Here is a 17,257-nt window from a genome sequence, read left to right on the forward strand (position 1 = left end):
CCACCCGCTGGTAGTCTTTCTCTCGCTTCAGGCGCCATTAGCTCAATTGGCAGAGCAGCTGACTCTTAATCAGCGGGTTCGGGGTTCGAGTCCCTGATGGCGTACCGCAGCAGGAACCGCAGGTCACCGTCGTGAGCTGCGGTTCTGGCATTTCCTGGCCCCGCCGGGCGGCCACGTCCGCCCGTCGGGACACCCCCTTGTCGCCGGGTCAGGGGGCTGGGACGGTCAGGCACCCACTCTCGGAGGAGCCCCACGTGCGCCGTACGTCCCGTCAGCCCGCCCGTCCCCGCCGGTACGCCGCAGCAGCCGCGTCCCTGCTCGCCACCCTCGCCCTCGCGGTGGGCACCGCTGCGCCCGCGACCGCCGTCCCGGTCGGGCCGCGGCAGCCGGTGGAGCCCTACCAGGGCAAGGCCGGCGCCCGCACGGTGGCCGTCATCGGGGACTCGATCACCTACAACGCCCACAGCGCGCTCCACCAGTACCTCGACCCGAGGTTCCGGGTCGCGGTGCACGGGTGGCCCGGGGCGACGATCGCCGACCAGCAGGCGACCGCCAACGACCTGGCCCGCCGCTCGCTCAAGCCGAGCATCGTGGTCATCCACCTCGGCACGAACGACGCGAACACGCCCGGCGACGCCGCCTCGACGACCCTGGCCAAGGCCCGGGCCGACCTCGACCGGATGATCGCCACCTTCCCGTCGGCCAGCTGCTTCGTGCTGACGACGGTCAACGCCCAGACCCTGGTCGCCAAGATCAACACCTGGGCCGACCAGTTCAACTTCTGGGCGCTGTTCGACCTGCAGAACAAGAACTCCAAGGTCCGCCTCGCCCACTGGAACAACGCGGTGAAGGACTACTACGCCGCCGACGCGCCGTACGGCCCGATCACCACCGACACGGTGCACCCGAACTGGCTCGGCTCCGACCTGCTGGCCAAGAAGACCCTCGAGGCCGTCAGCTCCTGCCCGGCGGGATGACGGAGCCCAGCTCGAGGGGGCGCCTCCGGGCCGAGGACCAGCGGTCCCGCAGGACTACAGGTAGAGCCCGGTCGCGCCGCCCTCGAGACGCTCGGCGGCCACGGCGTGCACGTCGCGCTCGCGCATCACGACGTACACGTCGGCGTTGACCTCGACCTCGGCCTTGTCCTCGGGGTCGAAGAGGACGCGGTCGCCCACCTGGACGGCGCGGGCGTGCGGGCCGGTGGCGACCACCCGGGCCCAGCTCAGCCGCCGCGCCCCCATCGCCGCCGTGGCGGGGATGACGATCCCGCCGGTGGAGCGCCGCTCGCCGGCCTCCTGGTCGAGGTCGACCAGGATCCGGTCGTGCAGCATCTTGATGGCGACCCCGGGCCGGTCGCCGCGCGCGGGGACGGGCTCAGTCACGCGCGATCTTGCGGATCACCGCGAAGAGGAGCACCACGCCCGCCACGGAGGCGGCGGCCTTGAGGATGTTGTCGGTGCGCGGCGCCCCGGTGTCGAGGTCCACGAAGTGCGCCTTCACCGAGGTCACCTCGCGATTCACGATGGTCTTGGGGTGGGCGCGGTAGAGGAGCTGGTCGATGGTGTCGGCCAGCCGCTCCCGGGTGGTCTCGATCTCGCGCTCGAGCGCGGACACGTCGTGGGTCACACGAGGAAGGCTACCAACCACCGCGCGGGCCGCGCGGCCCGCCGGGTACGGTCGTGGACGCCCGTCCCGCGACCCCCAGGAGCATCCGTGAGCGACCGCCTCGCCGTCGGCGACACCGCCCCCGACTTCACCCTCACCTCCGACACCGGCGACCAGGTCTCCCTCGCCGACCTGCGCGGCCGCCGGGTGATCGTCTACTTCTACCCGGCCGCGATGACTCCGGGCTGCACGAAGCAGGCGTGCGACTTCACCGACTCCCTCGCCTCGCTCCAGGCGGCCGGCTACGAGGTGGTCGGCATCTCCCCCGACAAGCCCGAGAAGCTGGCGAAGTTCCGCGAGCGCGACGGCCTGACGATCACCCTCCTCTCCGACCCCGAGAAGGACGTGCTGCGCGCGTACGGCGCCTTCGGCGAGAAGAAGCTCTACGGCAAGGTCGTGGAGGGCGTCATCCGCTCCACCGTGGTCGTCGACCCCGAGGGCCGGGTCGAGGTCGCGCAGTACAACGTCAAGGCCACCGGCCACGTCGCCAAGCTCCGCCGCGACCTGGGGCTCGACGCCGCCTAGACTCGCCCGCGCGGCCGAAGTGGTGGAACTGGCAGACACGCAGGTTTTAGGTACCTGTGCCCTCGGGTGTGCGGGTTCGAGTCCCGCCTTCGGCACCCACAGGCTCCCGCGCCGGTCCCCGACCGGTGCGTGGGCCGGCGCGTGGGCCGGTGCGTGGGCCGGTGCGTGGGCCAGGCCTTCCCAGCGTGTGACCTGAGCCACTACGGTCCGGCCATGGATTCCGCGCTGACGACCATCGGGCTGCCCATCGCCCTCGGCATCATCATGTTCGGGCTGGGCCTCGACCTGACGGTCGGGGACTTCCGGCGGGTGCTGCGCAACCCCAGGGCGGTGACGATCGCCCTGGCCTGTCAGCTGGTGCTGCTGCCCCTGGTCTGCTTCGGCCTGGTCGTCGTCTTCGACCTGCCGGCGCTGCTGGGCATCGGCATGCTGCTGCTCGCCGCCTCGCCCGGCGGCACGACGGCCGCGCTCTTCAGCCACCTCTTCCGGGGCGACGTCGCGCTCAACATCTCGCTGACCGCCCTCAACTCGGTCGTCGCCGTCGTCACGCTGCCGCTGATCACCGGCGCCGCGATCGCCTGGTACGACCGGCAGGACGACGTCTCGATGCCGCTCGTCGAGATCGTCAAGGTCTTCGCCCTCATCATCGCGCCCGTCACCCTGGGCATGCTGGTCCGTGCCCGCAGGCCCGGCTTCGCCGAGCGGATGGACCGCCCTGTCCGGGCCGGCTCCGCGGCCATCCTGGCGATCCTGGTGATCGGCATCCTGGTCGACCAGCGCGAGAACGTCAGTGACTACGTCGCCGACATCGGTCTCGTCGCCGCCCTCTTCTGCGCCGCGAGCCTCGTCATCGGGTACGCCGTCCCCCGGGCCCTCGGGGTCTCGGGCCCGCAGTCGATCTCGTCGTCGATGGAGATCGGGGTGCACAACTCCACGCTGGCGATCTTCGTCGCCGTCGAGGTGCTGGACTCCACCGAGATCTCGGTGCCCGCCGCCGTCTACTCGATCATCATGTTCGTCTTCGCGGCGCTCTGGGGCAGCTGGGTCTCCCGGCGCGTGGCGACCGACGAGCCGGTCCCCGCCCGCGTCGGCTGACGGTCCCGCACCAGGCCCTCGACGGCCCCGACAGGGCCCCGACGGCTCGGCTCAGGCGAGCACCCGCGCCACGACCGGCGCCAGCTCGCGCAGGGCCCGGCCCCGGTGGGAGATCCGGTCCTTCTCGGCGGGGTCGAGCTCGGCACTGGTGAGCCCCTCGGCCGCGTGCTCGTCGGCGACGAACAGGACGTCGTACCCGAAGCCCCCGGCTCCGCGCTGCTCGCGGATGATGCGGCCGTCCATCCGGCCGTGCACCACGTGCTCCTCGCCGCCGGGCAGGCAGAGCGCCACGGCGCAGGTGAAGTGGGCCGTGCGGCGCTCGTCGGGCACGTCGGCGAGCTGGTCGAGCAGCAGCACGTTGTTGCGGGTGTCGACCTCTTCGCGGTCGGTGCCACGCCGACCGCTCCACCGGGCCGAGAGCACGCCCGGCATGCCGTTGAGCGCGTCCACGCACAGGCCGCTGTCGTCGGCGACCGACGGGCGCCCCGTCGCGGCCACCGCGGCACGCGCCTTCAGCAGGGCGTTGCCCTCGAAGGTGGGCTGGTCCTCGACCGGCTCCTCGTACGGCGTGACGTCGTCGAGGCCGAGAACCACCACGTCGGGCACGTGCTCGGCGAGGATGCGCTGCATCTCCGCCACCTTCTTGGAGTTGCGCGACGCCAGGAAGACCTCAGGCACCGGCCCTCCCGGGCAGGGGACCGGCGAGCGCCTCCTGCTGGAGCCGGGTGAGGTCGGCGCACCCCTTCTCCCCCAGCCCGAGCAGCCGGTCGAGCTCGGCACGGTCGAAGGCCGCGCCCTCGGCGGTGCCCTGGACCTCGACGAACTTCCCCTCGCCGGTCATCACGATGTTCATGTCGGTCTCCGCGCGCACGTCCTCCTCGTAGGGGAGGTCGAGCCGCGGCACGCCGTCGATGATCCCGACGCTGACGGCCGCCACCGAGCCGGTCAGCGGCTCCCCCGCCAGGGCGCCGGTCTCCCGCAGGTGGGCGACCGCGTCGGCGAGCGCGACCCAGGCGCCGGTGATCGCCGCCGTCCGGGTGCCGCCGTCGGCCTGCAGGACGTCGCAGTCGAGCTGGATCGTGTTCTCGCCGAGGGCCCGGTAGTCGATGACCGCCCGCAGCGAGCGGCCGATCAGCCGCGAGATCTCGTGGGTCCGTCCGCCGATCCGTCCCTTGACGGACTCCCGGTCGGAACGGGTGTTGGTGGCCGACGGGAGCATGGCGTACTCCGCGGTGACCCAGCCCAGGCCCGACCCCTTGCGCCAGCGCGGCACCCCGACCGAGGTCGACGCGGCGCAGAGCACGCGGGTGCGTCCGAACTCCACCAGCACCGACCCGGCCGGGTGGTCCTGCCAGCCCCGGGTGAACCGGATCTCGCGGAGCTGGTCGTCGGCGCGTCCGTCGGCGCGCGTCTGGGCGGGGGCGTGGCCGGTCTCAGTCATGCGCCCGACCCTAGTCGGCCAGGCGTCAGGCGACGTCCTCGCCCACCGCGCGCAGCAGCTCGACGAGGCGGTCGTGGTCGCGCAGGATGTCGGTCTCGGGGCCGAGCAGCGTGACGGCGGTCGGCGCGGGCACGGCGTCGTCCTCGTGGCCGCTGCGCCAGGGCACCGCCACGCAGCCGAGGCCTTGGACGTTCCAGGACCTCTCCACGAGCGGTACGCCGCTGCGGGCCTGCGACAGCAGGGCATGGACCTCGTCGACGCTGGCCGGCCCCCCGGCGCGCGACGGCCAGGGGTCGACGTCGAGGTGGTCGTCGAGGTCCTCCTCCGGCAGCTGGGCCAGCAGCGCCAGCCCGCCCGCGGTCGCCCAGAGGTGCTCGAAGGCCTCCTCCTGGACCTCGGGGGTGGTCTCGCTCCACTCGATGGCCAGGGGCAGCGGGCCCTGGGGCCGCAGCTGCATCACGACGGCCGCGTGGCCGGTCTCCTCGCGGAGCCGGCGCACGGTCGCCCCGGCCCGGTGCAGCAGCGGGGTGGTCCGGGCGTCGGCCGTCAGCAGCAGCGCCCGCGGACCGAGGACGTGCAGTCGGCCCATCCGCTCGACCCAGCCCTCCTCGATGAGGGAGCGCAGCACCCGCGAGACGCCGGCCTTGTCGACACCGATCCGACGGGCCACCTCGGAGACGCCGAGGGGCTCGTTGCGGATCATCTCGAGGATGCGGAGACCACGCAGCAGGCTGGCTGACATGGGGGGATCCTAGGCAGACGCGAGGGTCCCGACGCACATCTTCGGGACCCCCGCACCGCTTCGGGACCAACGTCCCTCAGGTCGCTCCCGTCCGGACTACTTCACCTCGGCGCGCAGGAGCCGCAGCCAGCCGAGCACGAAGGGGACCACGATCCAGAGGAGGACCGTGGAGCCCAGCTGGGCCCACTGCTCGCCGCTGAGGTCGATGTCGTTCTCGAACAGCGGCAGCTGGGCGGTGGTGAGGTCCACCCAGGCCGCTGCGTCGCGCAGCCAGTCGACCAGGGTGAAGACCAGGTTCATCACGATCGGAAGACCGAAGAACGTCACGATCGCCGCGGGGGTGTTGAGCCACAGCAGGCCGTAGGCGAGGCCCTGCAGCACCGTGAAGAGCTGGAGCAGCAGGAACGGCACGGTGTCCACCCACTCGAAGCCGCGGAACCCGTCGTCCGCACCCCCCAGCAGCGTCGCCAGCGCCGCCAGCCCGACGGCGGCGACGAACGCCCCGGCGCCGAGGATCATCGCGGCCGCGGTCTTGGCGGCCACCACCCGCGACCGCGACGGCTCGAGCGCGAAGGTCACCATGGCGGTGCGCTGGCTCCACTCGCTGGTGACCAGGAGGATGCCCAGCACCGGGAGCAGGACGCTCTGCGGCGCGTAGGCGGCCCCGACGAAGTTGCCGAAGGTCCGCTCGTCGCTGTCGCTGACCAAGAAGACGACCACCATGACGACCGCGGTGATCGCGACGATCGAGCCGACGAGCCACAGGCCGGCCCGGGTGTCCCACGACTTGCGCAGCTCCACCTTCAGCAGCCGGCCGAAGGGCACCGCCGCGGTGCCGCTGGTGTCCAGGGTCATGGTCGTGCTCATGCGTTCGCTCCTGTGTCCACGGTCGTTCCGGTACCGGCTCCGGCGACCTGCTCGCGCTGGGTCCCTCCGGTCAGCTCCAGGAAGATGTCCTCCAGCCCGCCGCCGCTGGGGCGCAGCTCGGTGAGGACCACGCGAGCCTCCAGCGCGACCCGGCCGACCTCAGCCGCGTCGGCCCCGACCCGCAGGCCGTCGCCGGCCGGCGCGACCTCGAAGCCCTGGCGGCGCAGCTGCTCGGCCAGCGCCGCGTTGTCCTGCGAGACCGCGAGCGTCCCGCCGCCCCGGCTCGCGAGCAACGACCTCTTGTCGCCCTGGGCGACGATCTTGCCCTGGCCGATCAGCACCATCTCGTCGGCGATCAGCTCGACCTCGTTGAGCAGGTGGCTGGAGAGCAGCACGGTGCCGCCCCGCTGGGCGTAGCCGCGCAGCAGGTCACGCATCCACCGGATGCCCGCCGGGTCGAGGCCGTTGGCCGGCTCGTCGAGGATCAGCACCGAGGGGTCGCCGAGCAGCGCGTGGGCGATGCCGAGCCGCTGCTTCATCCCGAGGGAGTAGTTGCGCATCCGCCGCTTCGCCTCCTTCGGCGAGAGCGACACCATGGCGAGCATCTCGTCGACCCGCGAGTCGGGCAGCCCCATCGTCGCGGCACCCAGCTGCAGGATCTCCCGACCCGTGCGCCCCCCGTGCTGCGCCCCGGCGTCGAGCAGCACGCCCACGTGCCGCCCGGGGTTGGGGATGTCGCGGTAGGCGTGCCCGCCGATGGTCACGCGCCCCCGCGTCGGGGCGGTGAGCCCCACCATCACCCGCATCGTGGTGGTCTTCCCCGCGCCGTTGGGCCCGAGGAACCCGGTCACCTTCCCGGGCTCGCAGCTGAAGGTCACGTCGTCGACGGCGAGGAAGTCGCCGTACCTCCTGGTCAGTCCCTGCACTTCGATCATGGGGGACAGCCTGCCGCAGACGTCCAGCGAATTTCACCCGCCCCCGCCGACCGCCCGCGCGAGGGGGGCGGCACGGGGTCGACCCGCTCAGTCCCCCAGCTCGACGACCTGGCCGGGGTGCGCGAGCTCCAGCGGGCCGCCGAAGACCTCGCGCGCCTCCCCCAGCACCACCTGGGGGTCGTGCCACGGCGGCACGTGGGTGAGCAGCAGGCGCCCGACGCCGGCGCGCTCGGCGAGCAGCCCGCAGTCGCGACCGGTCAGGTGCAGGTCGGGCGGGTTGTCCCGGCCCTCCTCGAACGACGCCTCGGCGAGCAGCAGGTCGGCCCCGCGCGCCACGTCGTCCAGGGCGGCGCACGGCCCGGTGTCGCCGGTGTAGGCCAGGGTGGCCCCTCCGCAGGTGACCCGGAGCGCGAAGGCCGGGACCGGGTGCACCACCGGCACGGCCTCGATGTCGAACGGCCCCAGCCGCAGCGCGCCGTCCCACTCGCGGAAGTCGAACTCCCCGGTCATCCCGGGCTCGAGCGGCAGGTCGTAGGCCCGGGCCATCCGGTGGGCGGTGCCCTGAGGACCCCACACCGGGATCCGGGGCTGCGGTCCGGCGGGGTGGTACTTGCGCAGCACGTGGTAGCCGCAGAGGTCCAGGCAGTGGTCGGCGTGCAGGTGGCTGAGCAGCACGGCGTCGACCTGGAGCGGGTCGGCGTACCGGTGCAGCGCGCCCAGCGAGCCGTTGCCCAGGTCCATCAGCACCCGCCAGGTGCGACCCTCGTGCTCGGCCTCCAGCAGGTAGCAGCTGGCTGGGGAGTCGGGCCCCGGGTAGGACCCGGAGCACCCCACGACGGTCAGCCTCATGCCATCCCTCCGACGAACTGGTGCGCGGTCCGGAGCTCCGGACCGAGGAAACGGCGTCCGATGGTCTCGAACTCCGACGCCGTCCCGGTGGTGAGGAACGTGTACGTCGCCTCCCCACCCTCCCGCATCAACCCGCGGGTGGCCAGCATCCGGTAGACGTCCTTGGCGCACTCCTCGGCGGAGCTGACCAGCGTGACCTGGCCGCCCATCACGTAGGAGATGACGCCGGTGAGCAGCGGGTAGTGGGTGCAGCCCAGGACCAGCGTGTCCACCCCCTCGGAGACCAGCGGGTCGAGGTAGGAGTGGGTCACCGAGAGCAGCTCCTCGCCGCCGGTCACCCCGGCCTCCACGAAGTCGACGAACGACGGGCACGCCTGCACGTGCAGGTCGATGTGGGGAGCCGCCGCGAAGGCGTCCTCGTAGGCCATCGACTCGGCGGTCGCCCGGGTGCAGATCACCCCGATCCGGCCGGTCCGGCTCGCGGCGACCGCGCGCCGGGTCGCCGGGTAGATCACCTCGACGACCGGGACGTCGTACCGCTCCCGGGCGTCGCGCAGCATGGCGGCGCTGGCGGAGTTGCACGCGATGACCAGCGCCTTCACGCCGAGCTGCACGAGGTGGTCCAGGCACTCCAGCGCGTACTCCCGCACCTCCCCGATCGGCTTGGCGCCGTAGGGCTGCCGAGCCGTGTCCCCGAAGTAGACGATCGACTCGTGGGGCAGCTGGTCGATCACCGAGCGGGCGACGGTCAGGCCGCCGAAGCCGGAGTCGAAGATGCCGATCGGGGCGTCGACCACCCCGGGAGCTGTTGGAGACACAGTCGGCAAGGCTAGAGGGTCGACCGCGCCGGGTCACCCGAGCGCGACCGAGGTCACCCGAGCGCTGGGTCACACCCGCGGTGTCGGTGCCCGCGTCGTTCCGGTCCGGACGACCTCGCCGGGTTACCGTCGTCCCCGTGACCTCCCTCGTCCCCGCCGCCGCCGGCCTGGCGACCGTCCTCGGCGTGCTCACGAGCCTGCTCTCCCCCGCCGCGCCGACGGGGCCGGCCGCCCAGGCCGACTGGGCCGACCCGAGCACCACGCCGCGGGTCGCCTCGGTGCTCGTCGTCTCGGTCGACGGTCTCAACCCGCGGGCCCTGCGCCGCCTCGGCCGCTCGCGCGCCCCGCACCTGCACCGCCTCGTCGACGAGAGCGCCGGCACCCTCAACGCGCGCACCCAGGTGGAGATGACGCTCACCCTGCCCAACCACACCGGGATGGTGACCGGGCGCCGGATCTCCCGCGACCTCGGCGGCCACGGGGTCACCTGGAACGACGACCGCAGGACGCCGTCGACGGTGCAGCGCGCCGCCGGCGAGCGGGTCGGCTCGGTCTTCTCCACGGTCGCCGACCACGGGGGCTCCACCGCCCTCTTCGCCAGCAAGAAGAAGTTCTCGCTCTGGACCCGCTCCTGGTCCGACGACCTCGACCTGGTGGTCATCGACGGCGACAACCGCAGCCTGGTGCGCTCGCTCGTCAGCGACGTGCGGTCCCGCGACCGGGCCTTCCGCTTCCTCCACCTGTCCGCTCCCGACGTCGCCGGCCACGCACACGGGTTCATGCGCGAGGCCTACCTGCGCGCGGTGCGCAGCACCGACCGGCTGCTCGGCCGGGTGCTCGCGGCCGTGGAGCGCGGGCCCGCCGGGGCGGCCGCCGTCCCCACCGCGGTGGTCCTGACCGCCGATCACGGCGGGACGCCGGGCAAGGGCCACGCCGAGCACGCGCGCGCGGCCAACTACCGCGTCCCGTTCCTCGTCCGGGCGCCCGGCGTGAGCGCCGGCGCCGACCTCTACGACCTCAACGACGACTACGCCGACCCGGGGCACGGCCGGCCGGCGTACGACGACGCCCGGCAGCCGATCCGCAACGGCATGGTCGCCAACGTGTCGCTCGGCCTCCTCGGGCTGCCGCCGGTCCCCGGCAGCCAGCTCGGGGTCACCCCGCTCGACCTCGTCGCGCCCTGACCCGGCTCAGCGCTCGGACGGCAGCGGCCACGGGTTGAACCGGCACCCTCCGGTCCCCTTGGACTGCTGCATCATCACCGGCGCCGGGCGGTCGCGTCCGGGGCACGTCCGGTGGCCGCGCCCCAGCCAGTGCCCGGTCTCGTGGTTGACCACCATGTGCCGGTAGTCGCGCAGGCTGCGGCCGGCGGCGTTCCAGGCCGGCGACGCGTGGTTCCAGCGGGTCTGGTTGATCACGACGTACCGGCCCACCCGGCAGCTCCAGGTGCTGCTGCACACCGACGAGAAGCGCGGCAGCCACGAGGCCTCCGCCAGCACCAGGCTGAACTGGCCGCCGGCCCGCACCCGGCGCAGCTCGACCCCGGCGTCGCGCCAGCCCCGGGGGTCGTCGAACGTCTGCTGCGCGAGCCGGGCGAAGCGCGGGACGCCGGAGACGTCGCCCCGGGTCTCGACGTGGTAGGTGACGACCCGCCGGGCGGGCACCCTGTGCCGGACGCGCGGGGTCGGCCGGGAGACCGCGACCCCGACGGGCAGCCCGGAGACCCGGACCCGCACCTCGACGCGCAGCCGGCTCCCGACGTCGTCGGGCCGGATCCGGTAGGTCCGCCCGCGCGCCCCGGGGACGGGCTCCCCGTCGCGGAGCCAGCGGTAGCGCGTCGTCTCCCGGCGTGGCGTCCAGCGTCCGGGGTCGGCGCGCAGGGTGCGGGTCCACCGGGCCTCCCCGCGGATCCGCGGGAGCCGCGTCGCCACCGGTGCGGCGGGCGTCGCGGTCGGCGTGGGCTCCAGGGTCGGCGTGGGCGTCGGCTCGAGCGTGGGCGCGATGGACGGGCCGTCGCTCGGGACGGCCCGGGGCGCGGGCGCCGGCGCGGGGGTCGGCCGCGGGTCGGGCAGCGGCACCGCCCCCGCGGGACCGGCCGCGAGACCCGCCAGGAGCAGGACCGGCGCGAGGACGGGCAGGAGCCACGGGCGGGTCGACATGCCCACCAGCCTAGGCCGCCCCCCGCAGCCCCGGGGCTACGCCCAGAGCTGCCCCTCGAGCCGGCCCTCGGCCTCGTCGACCGTGCCCTCGTAGGCGCCGGTCGACAGGTACTTCCACCCGCCGTCGCAGACGACGAAGGCGATGTCGGCGGGCTCCCCCGCCTTGACGGCCTTGGCGGCCTGGCCCAGCGCGGCATGCAGGATCGCGCCGGTGGAGATGCCCGCGAAGATCCCCTCGAGCTCGAGCAGCTCGCGGACCCGCCGGACGGCGTCGCGGGGACCGACGCTGAACCGCGAGTCGATCAGCGAGGCGTCGTACAGCTCGGGGACGAAGCCCTCGTCGAGGTTGCGCAGGCCGTAGACCAGCTCGCCGTAGCGGGGCTCGGCCGCGACGACCCGCACGTCGGGCTTGGCGCGCCGGAAGAAGCGGGAGACGCCCATCAGGGTGCCGGTGGTGCCGAGGCCCGCGACGAAGTGGGTGATCTCGGGCAGGTCGGCCAGGATCTCGGGTCCGGTCCCCTCCTCGTGCGCGAGCGCGTTGGCGGGGTTGCCGTACTGGTAGAGCATCACCCAGTCGGGGTGCTCGGCGGCGATCTGCTTGGCCACCCGGACCGCCTCGTTGGATCCGCCGGCGGCCGGCGAGGAGACGATCTCGGCCCCCCACATGCGCAGCAGCTGCCGGCGCTCCTCGGAGGTGTTCTCCGGCATCACGCAGACGATCCGGTAGCCCTTGAGCTTGGCCGCCATCGCCAGCGAGATGCCCGTGTTGCCGCTGGTGGGCTCCAGGATCGTGCAGCCGGGCCGCAGGGTGCCGTCGGCCTCCGCCATCTCGATCATCCGCAGCGCCGGCCGGTCCTTGATGGAGCCGGTGGGGTTGCGGTCCTCGAGCTTGGCCCACAGTCGCACGTCAGGGCTCGGAGAGAGGCGGGGCAGGCCGACGAGCGGCGTGTCCCCGACGGAGGCGAGCAGGTTGTCGTGGCGCATGGCGACGGCCTTTCAGGAGACGGGACGGCGGGGCGGGGCCCGGCTCAGCGCAGGAACTGCTCCGGGTCGAAGTCGTCCAGGGAGATGATCCGCACCCGCGGGAGCGGCACGTTGAAGGCGGCGACGTCGTCCTCGAGGTCGTGCAGCTCGAGCCCGAGGGCGTCGAACCGGGAGCTCGCGTACTCGCGCAGGGCCGCCACCGCCACCCGGCGGCCGTCACCCAGCAGCGCCGCGAGGTCGTCGGCGAAGTCGGCGTCGTGGCTGACCAGGAGGACGTCGGCGTCCCGGCCGACCAGCGCCTGCAGCGTGCGCTGGATGCCGATGTCGACGACCTTCTCGTCGGCGCGGCCGGCCAGCGGGATGGGCCGGTACCCCATCGCGAGCAGCGCCTGCACGAACGGCTGCGGGAACTGGCCGTTGCTGGCGTTGAGGAAGAAGAGCCCGGTGACCGGCTGGTCCCACAGCTCCTCGGCGTAGTCGGTGACCCGCTCCCAGCGGGGTCGCTCCTCGGGGAGGGGACGCCGACCCAGGAGCGAGTTGCCCAGGGTGGCGTCGATGTTCTCCCCGTCGACCAGGACGAAGGTCCGCCGACCGGACACGGCGGTCAGCCGCCGGCGACCGCGGGGAGCACGACGACCTGGTCGCCGTCGCTGAGCTCGGCCTGGAGCCCGCCGATGAACCGCACGTCCTCGTCGTTGACGTAGACGTTGACGAAGCGGCGCAGGTCGCCGCCGTCCAGCAGGCGCTCCCCGATGCCGGGGTGGTTGGCCTCGAGGTCGTCGATGAGCTCGGCGAGGTTGCCGCCGTCGGCCGTCACCGCCTTCTCGCCGCCCGTGTAGGTACGCAGGATGGTGGGGATCCTGACCTCGATGGCCATCAGTCGGTGCTCCTCGTCGTCGGTGCTGGTGCGGTGCCGGGACTGTCGACGACGGTGACCTCTTCCTCGGTCACCTCGCCGTCCACGATCCTGTAGGACCTGAACTCCACGGGGCCGTCGTTATTCCCTCCGGCCTCGTCGAAGCTGTCGCGCGTGCTGACGAGCACGTAGTGCGCGCCCGGCTCGCTGGCGAGCCCGATGTCGGTCCGGCTGGGGTAGGCCTCGGTGGCCGTGTGGGAGTGGTAGATCACCACCGGCTCCTCGTCGCGCGCCCACATCTCCTTGTACAGCGCGAGCAGCTCGGTCGAGTCGAACTCGTAGAAGGTGGGGCTCGACGCCGCGTTGACCATCTCGACCAGGCGGGTGGGGGTGTCGCTCCCCTCCGGGCCGGCCACGATGCCGCACGCCTCGTCGGGGTGGTCCCGCCTGGCGTGCGCGACGATGGCGTCGTGGATCTCGCGGCTGATGGTCAACACGTCCCGAATCCTAGGACGGCCCCCCGAACCGCCCCTCCCCCAGTCTCACCGTGACCCGCCCGGTGCCACCGTGACCCGCCCAGCGAGGTCGCCGTCCCGGGGGGGGGCCGGTCGGGTTAGCGTCTCCGCGTGACCGCCCCGTCCGCCCGCCCCGCCGTCGTCGCCCCGACCGTCGTCGCCCTGGCCGCGCTCGCCCTGGCCGGTCCCCTCGCGGTGACCGAGGCCGCGGTCCCGACGACCACCGGGGCCAGCACCGGGGCCGGCGCCGGGGCCAGCACCGGGGCCACGGCGTCCCGGGTCGTCCTCCGCGCACCCCAGGAGGTCGCACCGCGGACCCGGTTCGCCGTCCGGGGCACCCTCCGGGTCGGCTCGGGGAGGCGCACGGTCACGGTCTCCGAGCGCGTCGACGGCAGGTGGCGCACGAGGGCCCGCGCCCGAACGACGCCGCGCGGCACCTTCCGGCTCCGGCTCCGCTCGGGCGCCGCCGAGGCGGAGCGCGAGCTGCGGCTGCGGGCGCGCGGAGGGGGCCGGCTCCTCGCCACCTCCCGCTTCGTGGTGCGGGTCGCCGTCCCGAAGGCCGCCACCGCGGTGACGACGTCGTGGTCGGCGCCCGGCGCGGCCCTGGGCATCCCCCTCCCCGTGACCGGTCTCGTCCACGCCCCCGACGCAGCGGGGCGCACCGCCGTCCTCCAGGCCGCGCTGCCCAGCGGCTGGTTCGACCTGACGAGCACCGTCGTGGCGCCCGACGGCTCCTTCGCGCTCGCCGCGCCCACCGACTGGCTCGCCTCGCTGAGCACCCGCGTGCTGGTCCCCGAGACCGCGACGAGCGCGGAGGGCGCCTCGACCACGACGCCGTACGCCGTGACGCCCACCTGGACGCCACCCGGCGCGGCCGGCGACTGGACCGAGCTGGGCCCGGACCTGCCGCTGCGCCACGACCCGTGCCGGGTCGTCGACTACCGCACCAACCTCGACGGGGCTCCCTCCGGCGCCGCCGAGGCCGTCGCCGAGGCCGTGCGGCAGGTGGCGCTGGCGACAGGGCTGCGGTTCCGCCACCTGGGCCCGACCGCCGCGCTCTTCGACGGCCGCGGCCCGCACGCGGCGTACCCGTCGGACGCCACCCTCGTCGTCGGCTTCGGCACCGCGGCGCAGACCCACGCCCCCTTCGGCGGCGCCGGACGGACCATCGGCTGGGGCGGCGCCTCCGACAGCAGGCGCGCTCGGAGCGCCGCGCTGGGCGACGTCTGGCGCATCGTCGAGGGCGGCGCCGTGCTCCGCGCGGACCATCCCTGGCAGCCGGCGGAGCTGCTCGAGGCGCTCACCCACGAGATCGGCCACGCCGTCGGCCTGGGCCACGCGAGCGGCGCCGAGCAGCTCATGTTCCCCGTCTCGGACGGGGCGAACGTGGTCTGGGGCGCCGGCGACCTCGCGGGGCTGCGCACCGCGGGACTGCAGGCCGGCTGCCTCACCGCCCCGCGCCGGAGCCGCGCGGACGACCGACCCCGCGGGGTGGTCGCCCTCCCCTGAGACGGCCGGACGCGCGCGGTCCCGCCGGGGCCGGGCCGACGCGGGTGCTCAGTCGAGGGCGCCGACCAGGGTCTCCTGGAGGTAGCCCACCCACTCGTAGATGTCGTGGGCCTGGGTGCGCGGGTCGTCGTCGGACAGGGACTCCCAGTACTCCTCGTCGCCCTCCACCACGCCGAGCCGGGTGGCCAGGGCGAGCCGGATGTCGTTGAGCGCGCGCAGCCAGTCCAGCGCCTCGGCGGGCTCGAGCTCGACGTCGATCACGAGCCCGTCCTCGTCGAGGTCGGGCGGCAGCCCGGCCTCCTCGAGCGCGTCGATGAGGGCGACGGCGGTGCGCTCCTTGCCGTCGCGCAGCGCACCCTCGGTGTAGCGGCGGAACTCCGCCGCCGACTCGGGGTCGTCGGTGTAGGCGGTCGGGAAGAGGCGCAGGAGCACCGGGTCCTCGGGCTCCGTCGTCGGCCCGGAGAAGTCGAGCAGAGCCTCCAGCGGGTCGACCTCGCTGGCCGGCACCGCCCGCTCGTTGCGCAGGAGCTCGACGACCTGGGCGGCCAGGGAGCGCAGCAGGTCGGCCTCGAGACCGGTGAAGTGGGCGATCGTCCGCCCGCTGCGCCGGTGCCGGGAGAAGCCCGTCACGTCGCGCGCTCCATGGTCGCCCAGAGGCCGAACTCGTGCATGGCCTGCACGTCGCGCTCCATCTCCTCGCGCGTGCCGGTGCTCACCACCGAACGCCCCTCGTGGTGCACCTCGAGCATCAGCTTCTCCGCCTTCTTCCGGTCGTAGCCGAAGTAGGTCCGGAAGACGTAGGTCACGTAGGACATGAGGTTGACGGGGTCGTTCCACACGATCGTCACCCACGGCTTGTCCAGGAACGTCGACTCGTCGGCGTTCAGGTCGGGATCGACCTCGACGGGGCTCGGAGCGGACACCCCCTCATCGTGGCACAGTGTCGGCCGTGACCCAGTCGAGCCCCTCGGACCTCCCGTCCTCCGCCCTGCTCACCGACCACTACGAGCTGACGATGCTCCAGGCCGCGCTGGCCGCCGGGACGGCGCAGCGCCGCTCGGTCTTCGAGCTCTTCGGCCGCCGCCTCCCGGAGGGGCGGCGCTACGGGGTGGTGGCGGGCGTGGGTCGCGCCCTCGACCTGGTGGAGCGGTTCCGCTTCGACGACGCCGTGCTCGGCTTCCTCGACGAGGCCCGGGTGGTCGACGAGCAGACGCTGGCCTGGCTGGCCGACTACGAGTTCACCGGCGACGTCTGGGGCTACGCCGAGGGCGAGACCTACTTCCCCTACTCCCCCCTGCTCGTCGTGGAGGCGAGCTTCGCCGAGGCGGTGGTCCTGGAGACCCTGCTGCTGTCGGTCTACAACCACGACTCCGCCATCGCCTCCGCGGCCTCCCGGATGACGTGGGCGGCGCAGGGTCGCCCGTGCATCGAGATGGGCTCGCGGCGCACCCACGAGGAGGCAGCCGTGGCGGCCGCCCGGGCGGCGTACGTCGCGGGGTTCGACACCACCTCCAACCTCGCCGCCGGCCGGCGGCACGGCATCCCGACCGCCGGCACGTCGGCGCACAGCTTCACCCTGCTCCACGACACCGAGGCCGACGCCTTCCGGGCCCAGGTCGACTCGCTGGGCCGGGGCACCACGCTCCTGGTCGACACCTACGACGTGGCCGAGGCCGTGCGCCTCGGCGTCGAGGTCGCCGGCCCCGGGCTCGGCGCGGTCCGCCTCGACTCCGGCGACCTCGGCGTGCTGGCCCACCAGGTCCGCGCGCAGCTCGACGCCCTGGGGGCGGGCGAGACGCGGATCGTGGTGACCAGCGACCTCGACGAGCACGCGATCGCCGCGCTCGCGGCCGCCCCGGTCGACGGGTACGGCGTGGGCACCCAGCTGGTCACCGGCTCGGGCCACCCCACCAGCGGCTTCGTCTACAAGCTGGTCGCCCGCGAGGACGACGCGGGGACGATGGTGCCGGTGGCGAAGAAGAGCAAGGACAAGGGCTCGGTGGGCGGCCGCAAGTTCGCCCTGCGCCGGCGCGGCCCCGACGGGACCGCCCAGGCCGAGGTGGTCGGGATCGGCGCCGCCCCCGCGGACGACGGCGACGACCGCTCCCTGCTCGTCCCGCTGGTCCGCGACGGGGAGGTGGTCGGCCGGGAGCCCCTCGCCGACGCCCGGGCCCGGCACCTCGCCTCCCGCGACGAGCTCCCCCTCCCGGCCCGCCAGCTCAGCAAGGGCCAGCCGGCCATCGAGACGATCCACCTCGACGCCTGACCTCGACGAGGGCGTCCGGGGACGACTCGCC

At 73.8% G+C, this 17,257-nt stretch carries 22 protein-coding genes and 2 tRNA genes; 8 read left to right on the forward strand and 16 right to left on the reverse strand.

All coding sequences use genetic code 11. The annotated features are described in order from the left end of the window. The first annotated feature begins 31 nt into the window (after positions 1–31). Both DNK53_RS08670 and DNK53_RS08675 read left to right on the forward strand, forming a co-directional pair. Positions 32–104: transfer RNA gene (locus tag DNK53_RS08670), tRNA-Lys, on the forward strand. Positions 105–254: 150 nt separating this feature from the next. Further along, positions 255–977, forward strand: coding sequence for an SGNH/GDSL hydrolase family protein (locus DNK53_RS08675; protein WP_162599842.1), 723 nt, complete (start codon positions 255–257; stop codon positions 975–977). A 54-nt stretch (positions 978–1,031) separates the two neighbouring features. Here DNK53_RS08675 and DNK53_RS08680 read toward each other — a convergent pair whose 3' ends face one another. Then, positions 1,032–1,331 (reverse strand): GroES family chaperonin, encoded by a 300-nt coding sequence (locus DNK53_RS08680; RefSeq protein WP_110182412.1) that lies wholly within the window; start codon positions 1,329–1,331, stop codon positions 1,032–1,034. Between the two features lie 43 nt (positions 1,332–1,374). Further along, positions 1,375–1,626 carry a DUF3618 domain-containing protein gene (locus DNK53_RS08685; RefSeq protein ID WP_110181879.1) on the reverse strand — a complete coding sequence of 84 codons (252 nt, stop codon included), beginning with the start codon at positions 1,624–1,626 and terminating at the stop codon, positions 1,375–1,377. A gap of 87 nt (positions 1,627–1,713) precedes the next feature. On the opposite strand from DNK53_RS08685, the gene bcp reads away from it, so the two are divergent. The 3 genes from bcp (at position 1,714) to DNK53_RS08700 (ending at position 3,285) form a co-directional block, all read left to right on the forward strand. Further along, complete coding sequence (gene bcp, locus DNK53_RS08690) at positions 1,714–2,190, forward strand: thioredoxin-dependent thiol peroxidase (protein ID WP_110181880.1); 477 nt, start codon at positions 1,714–1,716, stop codon at positions 2,188–2,190. Between the two features lie 13 nt (positions 2,191–2,203). After that, positions 2,204–2,285: transfer RNA gene (locus tag DNK53_RS08695), tRNA-Leu, on the forward strand. A gap of 118 nt (positions 2,286–2,403) precedes the next feature. After that, on the forward strand, positions 2,404–3,285 hold the full coding sequence (locus DNK53_RS08700; protein WP_110181881.1) for a bile acid:sodium symporter family protein: 882 nt from the start codon (positions 2,404–2,406) through the stop codon (positions 3,283–3,285). 51 nt (positions 3,286–3,336) lie between these two features. On the opposite strand, the gene rdgB is transcribed toward DNK53_RS08700, so the two are convergent. From rdgB to murI, 7 genes are all read right to left on the reverse strand, one after another. Next, positions 3,337–3,963: an RdgB/HAM1 family non-canonical purine NTP pyrophosphatase gene (gene rdgB / locus DNK53_RS08705; RefSeq protein WP_110181882.1), complete on the reverse strand. Its 627-nt coding sequence runs from the start codon at positions 3,961–3,963 to the stop codon at positions 3,337–3,339. Then, a complete protein-coding gene (gene rph, locus DNK53_RS08710; RefSeq protein WP_110181883.1) occupies positions 3,956–4,726 on the reverse strand; it encodes a ribonuclease PH in 771 nt (256 codons plus the stop codon). The genes rdgB and rph overlap by 8 nt, the downstream gene beginning before the upstream one ends. A 25-nt stretch (positions 4,727–4,751) precedes the next feature. Beyond that, a complete protein-coding gene (locus tag DNK53_RS08715; protein ID WP_110181884.1) occupies positions 4,752–5,468 on the reverse strand; it encodes an IclR family transcriptional regulator in 717 nt (238 codons plus the stop codon). Between the two features lie 96 nt (positions 5,469–5,564). Continuing rightward, positions 5,565–6,335: an ABC transporter permease gene (locus DNK53_RS08720; protein ID WP_110181885.1), complete on the reverse strand. Its 771-nt coding sequence runs from the start codon at positions 6,333–6,335 to the stop codon at positions 5,565–5,567. Continuing rightward, positions 6,332–7,270, reverse strand: coding sequence for an ABC transporter ATP-binding protein (locus tag DNK53_RS08725; RefSeq protein ID WP_204163826.1), 939 nt, complete (start codon positions 7,268–7,270; stop codon positions 6,332–6,334). Before DNK53_RS08725 ends, DNK53_RS08720 begins: the two co-directional genes overlap by 4 nt. An 87-nt stretch (positions 7,271–7,357) precedes the next feature. After that, positions 7,358–8,119, reverse strand: coding sequence for an MBL fold metallo-hydrolase (locus tag DNK53_RS08730; RefSeq protein ID WP_110181887.1), 762 nt, complete (start codon positions 8,117–8,119; stop codon positions 7,358–7,360). Then, positions 8,116–8,946 carry a glutamate racemase gene (gene murI / locus DNK53_RS08735; protein WP_420846490.1) on the reverse strand — a complete coding sequence of 277 codons (831 nt, stop codon included), beginning with the start codon at positions 8,944–8,946 and terminating at the stop codon, positions 8,116–8,118. The genes DNK53_RS08730 and murI overlap by 4 nt, the downstream gene beginning before the upstream one ends. Positions 8,947–9,074: 128 nt before the next feature. On the opposite strand from murI, the gene DNK53_RS08740 reads away from it, so the two are divergent. After that, on the forward strand, positions 9,075–10,121 hold the full coding sequence (locus DNK53_RS08740) for an alkaline phosphatase family protein (protein ID WP_162599843.1): 1,047 nt from the start codon (positions 9,075–9,077) through the stop codon (positions 10,119–10,121). Positions 10,122–10,127: 6 nt separating this feature from the next. Here the strand turns inward: DNK53_RS08740 and DNK53_RS08745 are convergent, their stop codons facing one another. Genes DNK53_RS08745 through DNK53_RS08765 form a run of 5 tightly spaced genes read right to left on the reverse strand, consistent with a single transcriptional unit; the run spans position 10,128 to position 13,433 of the window. Continuing rightward, complete coding sequence (locus DNK53_RS08745) at positions 10,128–11,096, reverse strand: DUF3152 domain-containing protein (RefSeq protein ID WP_110181890.1); 969 nt, start codon at positions 11,094–11,096, stop codon at positions 10,128–10,130. Between the two features lie 36 nt (positions 11,097–11,132). Then, positions 11,133–12,080, reverse strand: a complete 948-nt coding sequence (locus DNK53_RS08750; protein ID WP_110181891.1) for a PLP-dependent cysteine synthase family protein — start codon at positions 12,078–12,080, stop codon at positions 11,133–11,135. A gap of 44 nt (positions 12,081–12,124) precedes the next feature. Then, complete coding sequence (locus DNK53_RS08755) at positions 12,125–12,679, reverse strand: NYN domain-containing protein (protein WP_110181892.1); 555 nt, start codon at positions 12,677–12,679, stop codon at positions 12,125–12,127. Between the two features lie 5 nt (positions 12,680–12,684). Then, positions 12,685–12,957 carry a MoaD/ThiS family protein gene (locus DNK53_RS08760; protein WP_110181893.1) on the reverse strand — a complete coding sequence of 91 codons (273 nt, stop codon included), beginning with the start codon at positions 12,955–12,957 and terminating at the stop codon, positions 12,685–12,687. Further along, positions 12,957–13,433, reverse strand: coding sequence for a M67 family metallopeptidase (locus DNK53_RS08765; protein ID WP_110181894.1), 477 nt, complete (start codon positions 13,431–13,433; stop codon positions 12,957–12,959). Before DNK53_RS08765 ends, DNK53_RS08760 begins: the two co-directional genes overlap by 1 nt. A gap of 129 nt (positions 13,434–13,562) precedes the next feature. Between DNK53_RS08765 and DNK53_RS08770 the strand changes: the two genes are divergently transcribed. After that, positions 13,563–14,960, forward strand: coding sequence for a matrixin family metalloprotease (locus tag DNK53_RS08770; protein ID WP_110181895.1), 1,398 nt, complete (start codon positions 13,563–13,565; stop codon positions 14,958–14,960). Positions 14,961–15,008: 48 nt separating this feature from the next. Here the strand turns inward: DNK53_RS08770 and DNK53_RS08775 are convergent, their stop codons facing one another. Together DNK53_RS08775 and clpS are read right to left on the reverse strand one after the other, a co-directional pair. After that, positions 15,009–15,590: a DUF2017 domain-containing protein gene (locus DNK53_RS08775; RefSeq protein WP_110181896.1), complete on the reverse strand. Its 582-nt coding sequence runs from the start codon at positions 15,588–15,590 to the stop codon at positions 15,009–15,011. Beyond that, complete coding sequence (gene clpS, locus DNK53_RS08780) at positions 15,587–15,883, reverse strand: ATP-dependent Clp protease adapter ClpS (protein ID WP_204163827.1); 297 nt, start codon at positions 15,881–15,883, stop codon at positions 15,587–15,589. Before clpS ends, DNK53_RS08775 begins: the two co-directional genes overlap by 4 nt. 17 nt (positions 15,884–15,900) lie before the next feature. Here clpS and DNK53_RS08785 point away from each other — a divergent pair, with 17 nt between their 5' ends. Continuing rightward, positions 15,901–17,226: a nicotinate phosphoribosyltransferase gene (locus DNK53_RS08785; RefSeq protein ID WP_110181898.1), complete on the forward strand. Its 1,326-nt coding sequence runs from the start codon at positions 15,901–15,903 to the stop codon at positions 17,224–17,226. Positions 17,227–17,257: the final 31 nt, after the last annotated feature.

This window comes from Nocardioides solisilvae (assembly GCF_003194625.1).
Classification (GTDB): Bacteria; Actinomycetota; Actinomycetes; order Propionibacteriales; family Nocardioidaceae; genus Nocardioides; species Nocardioides solisilvae.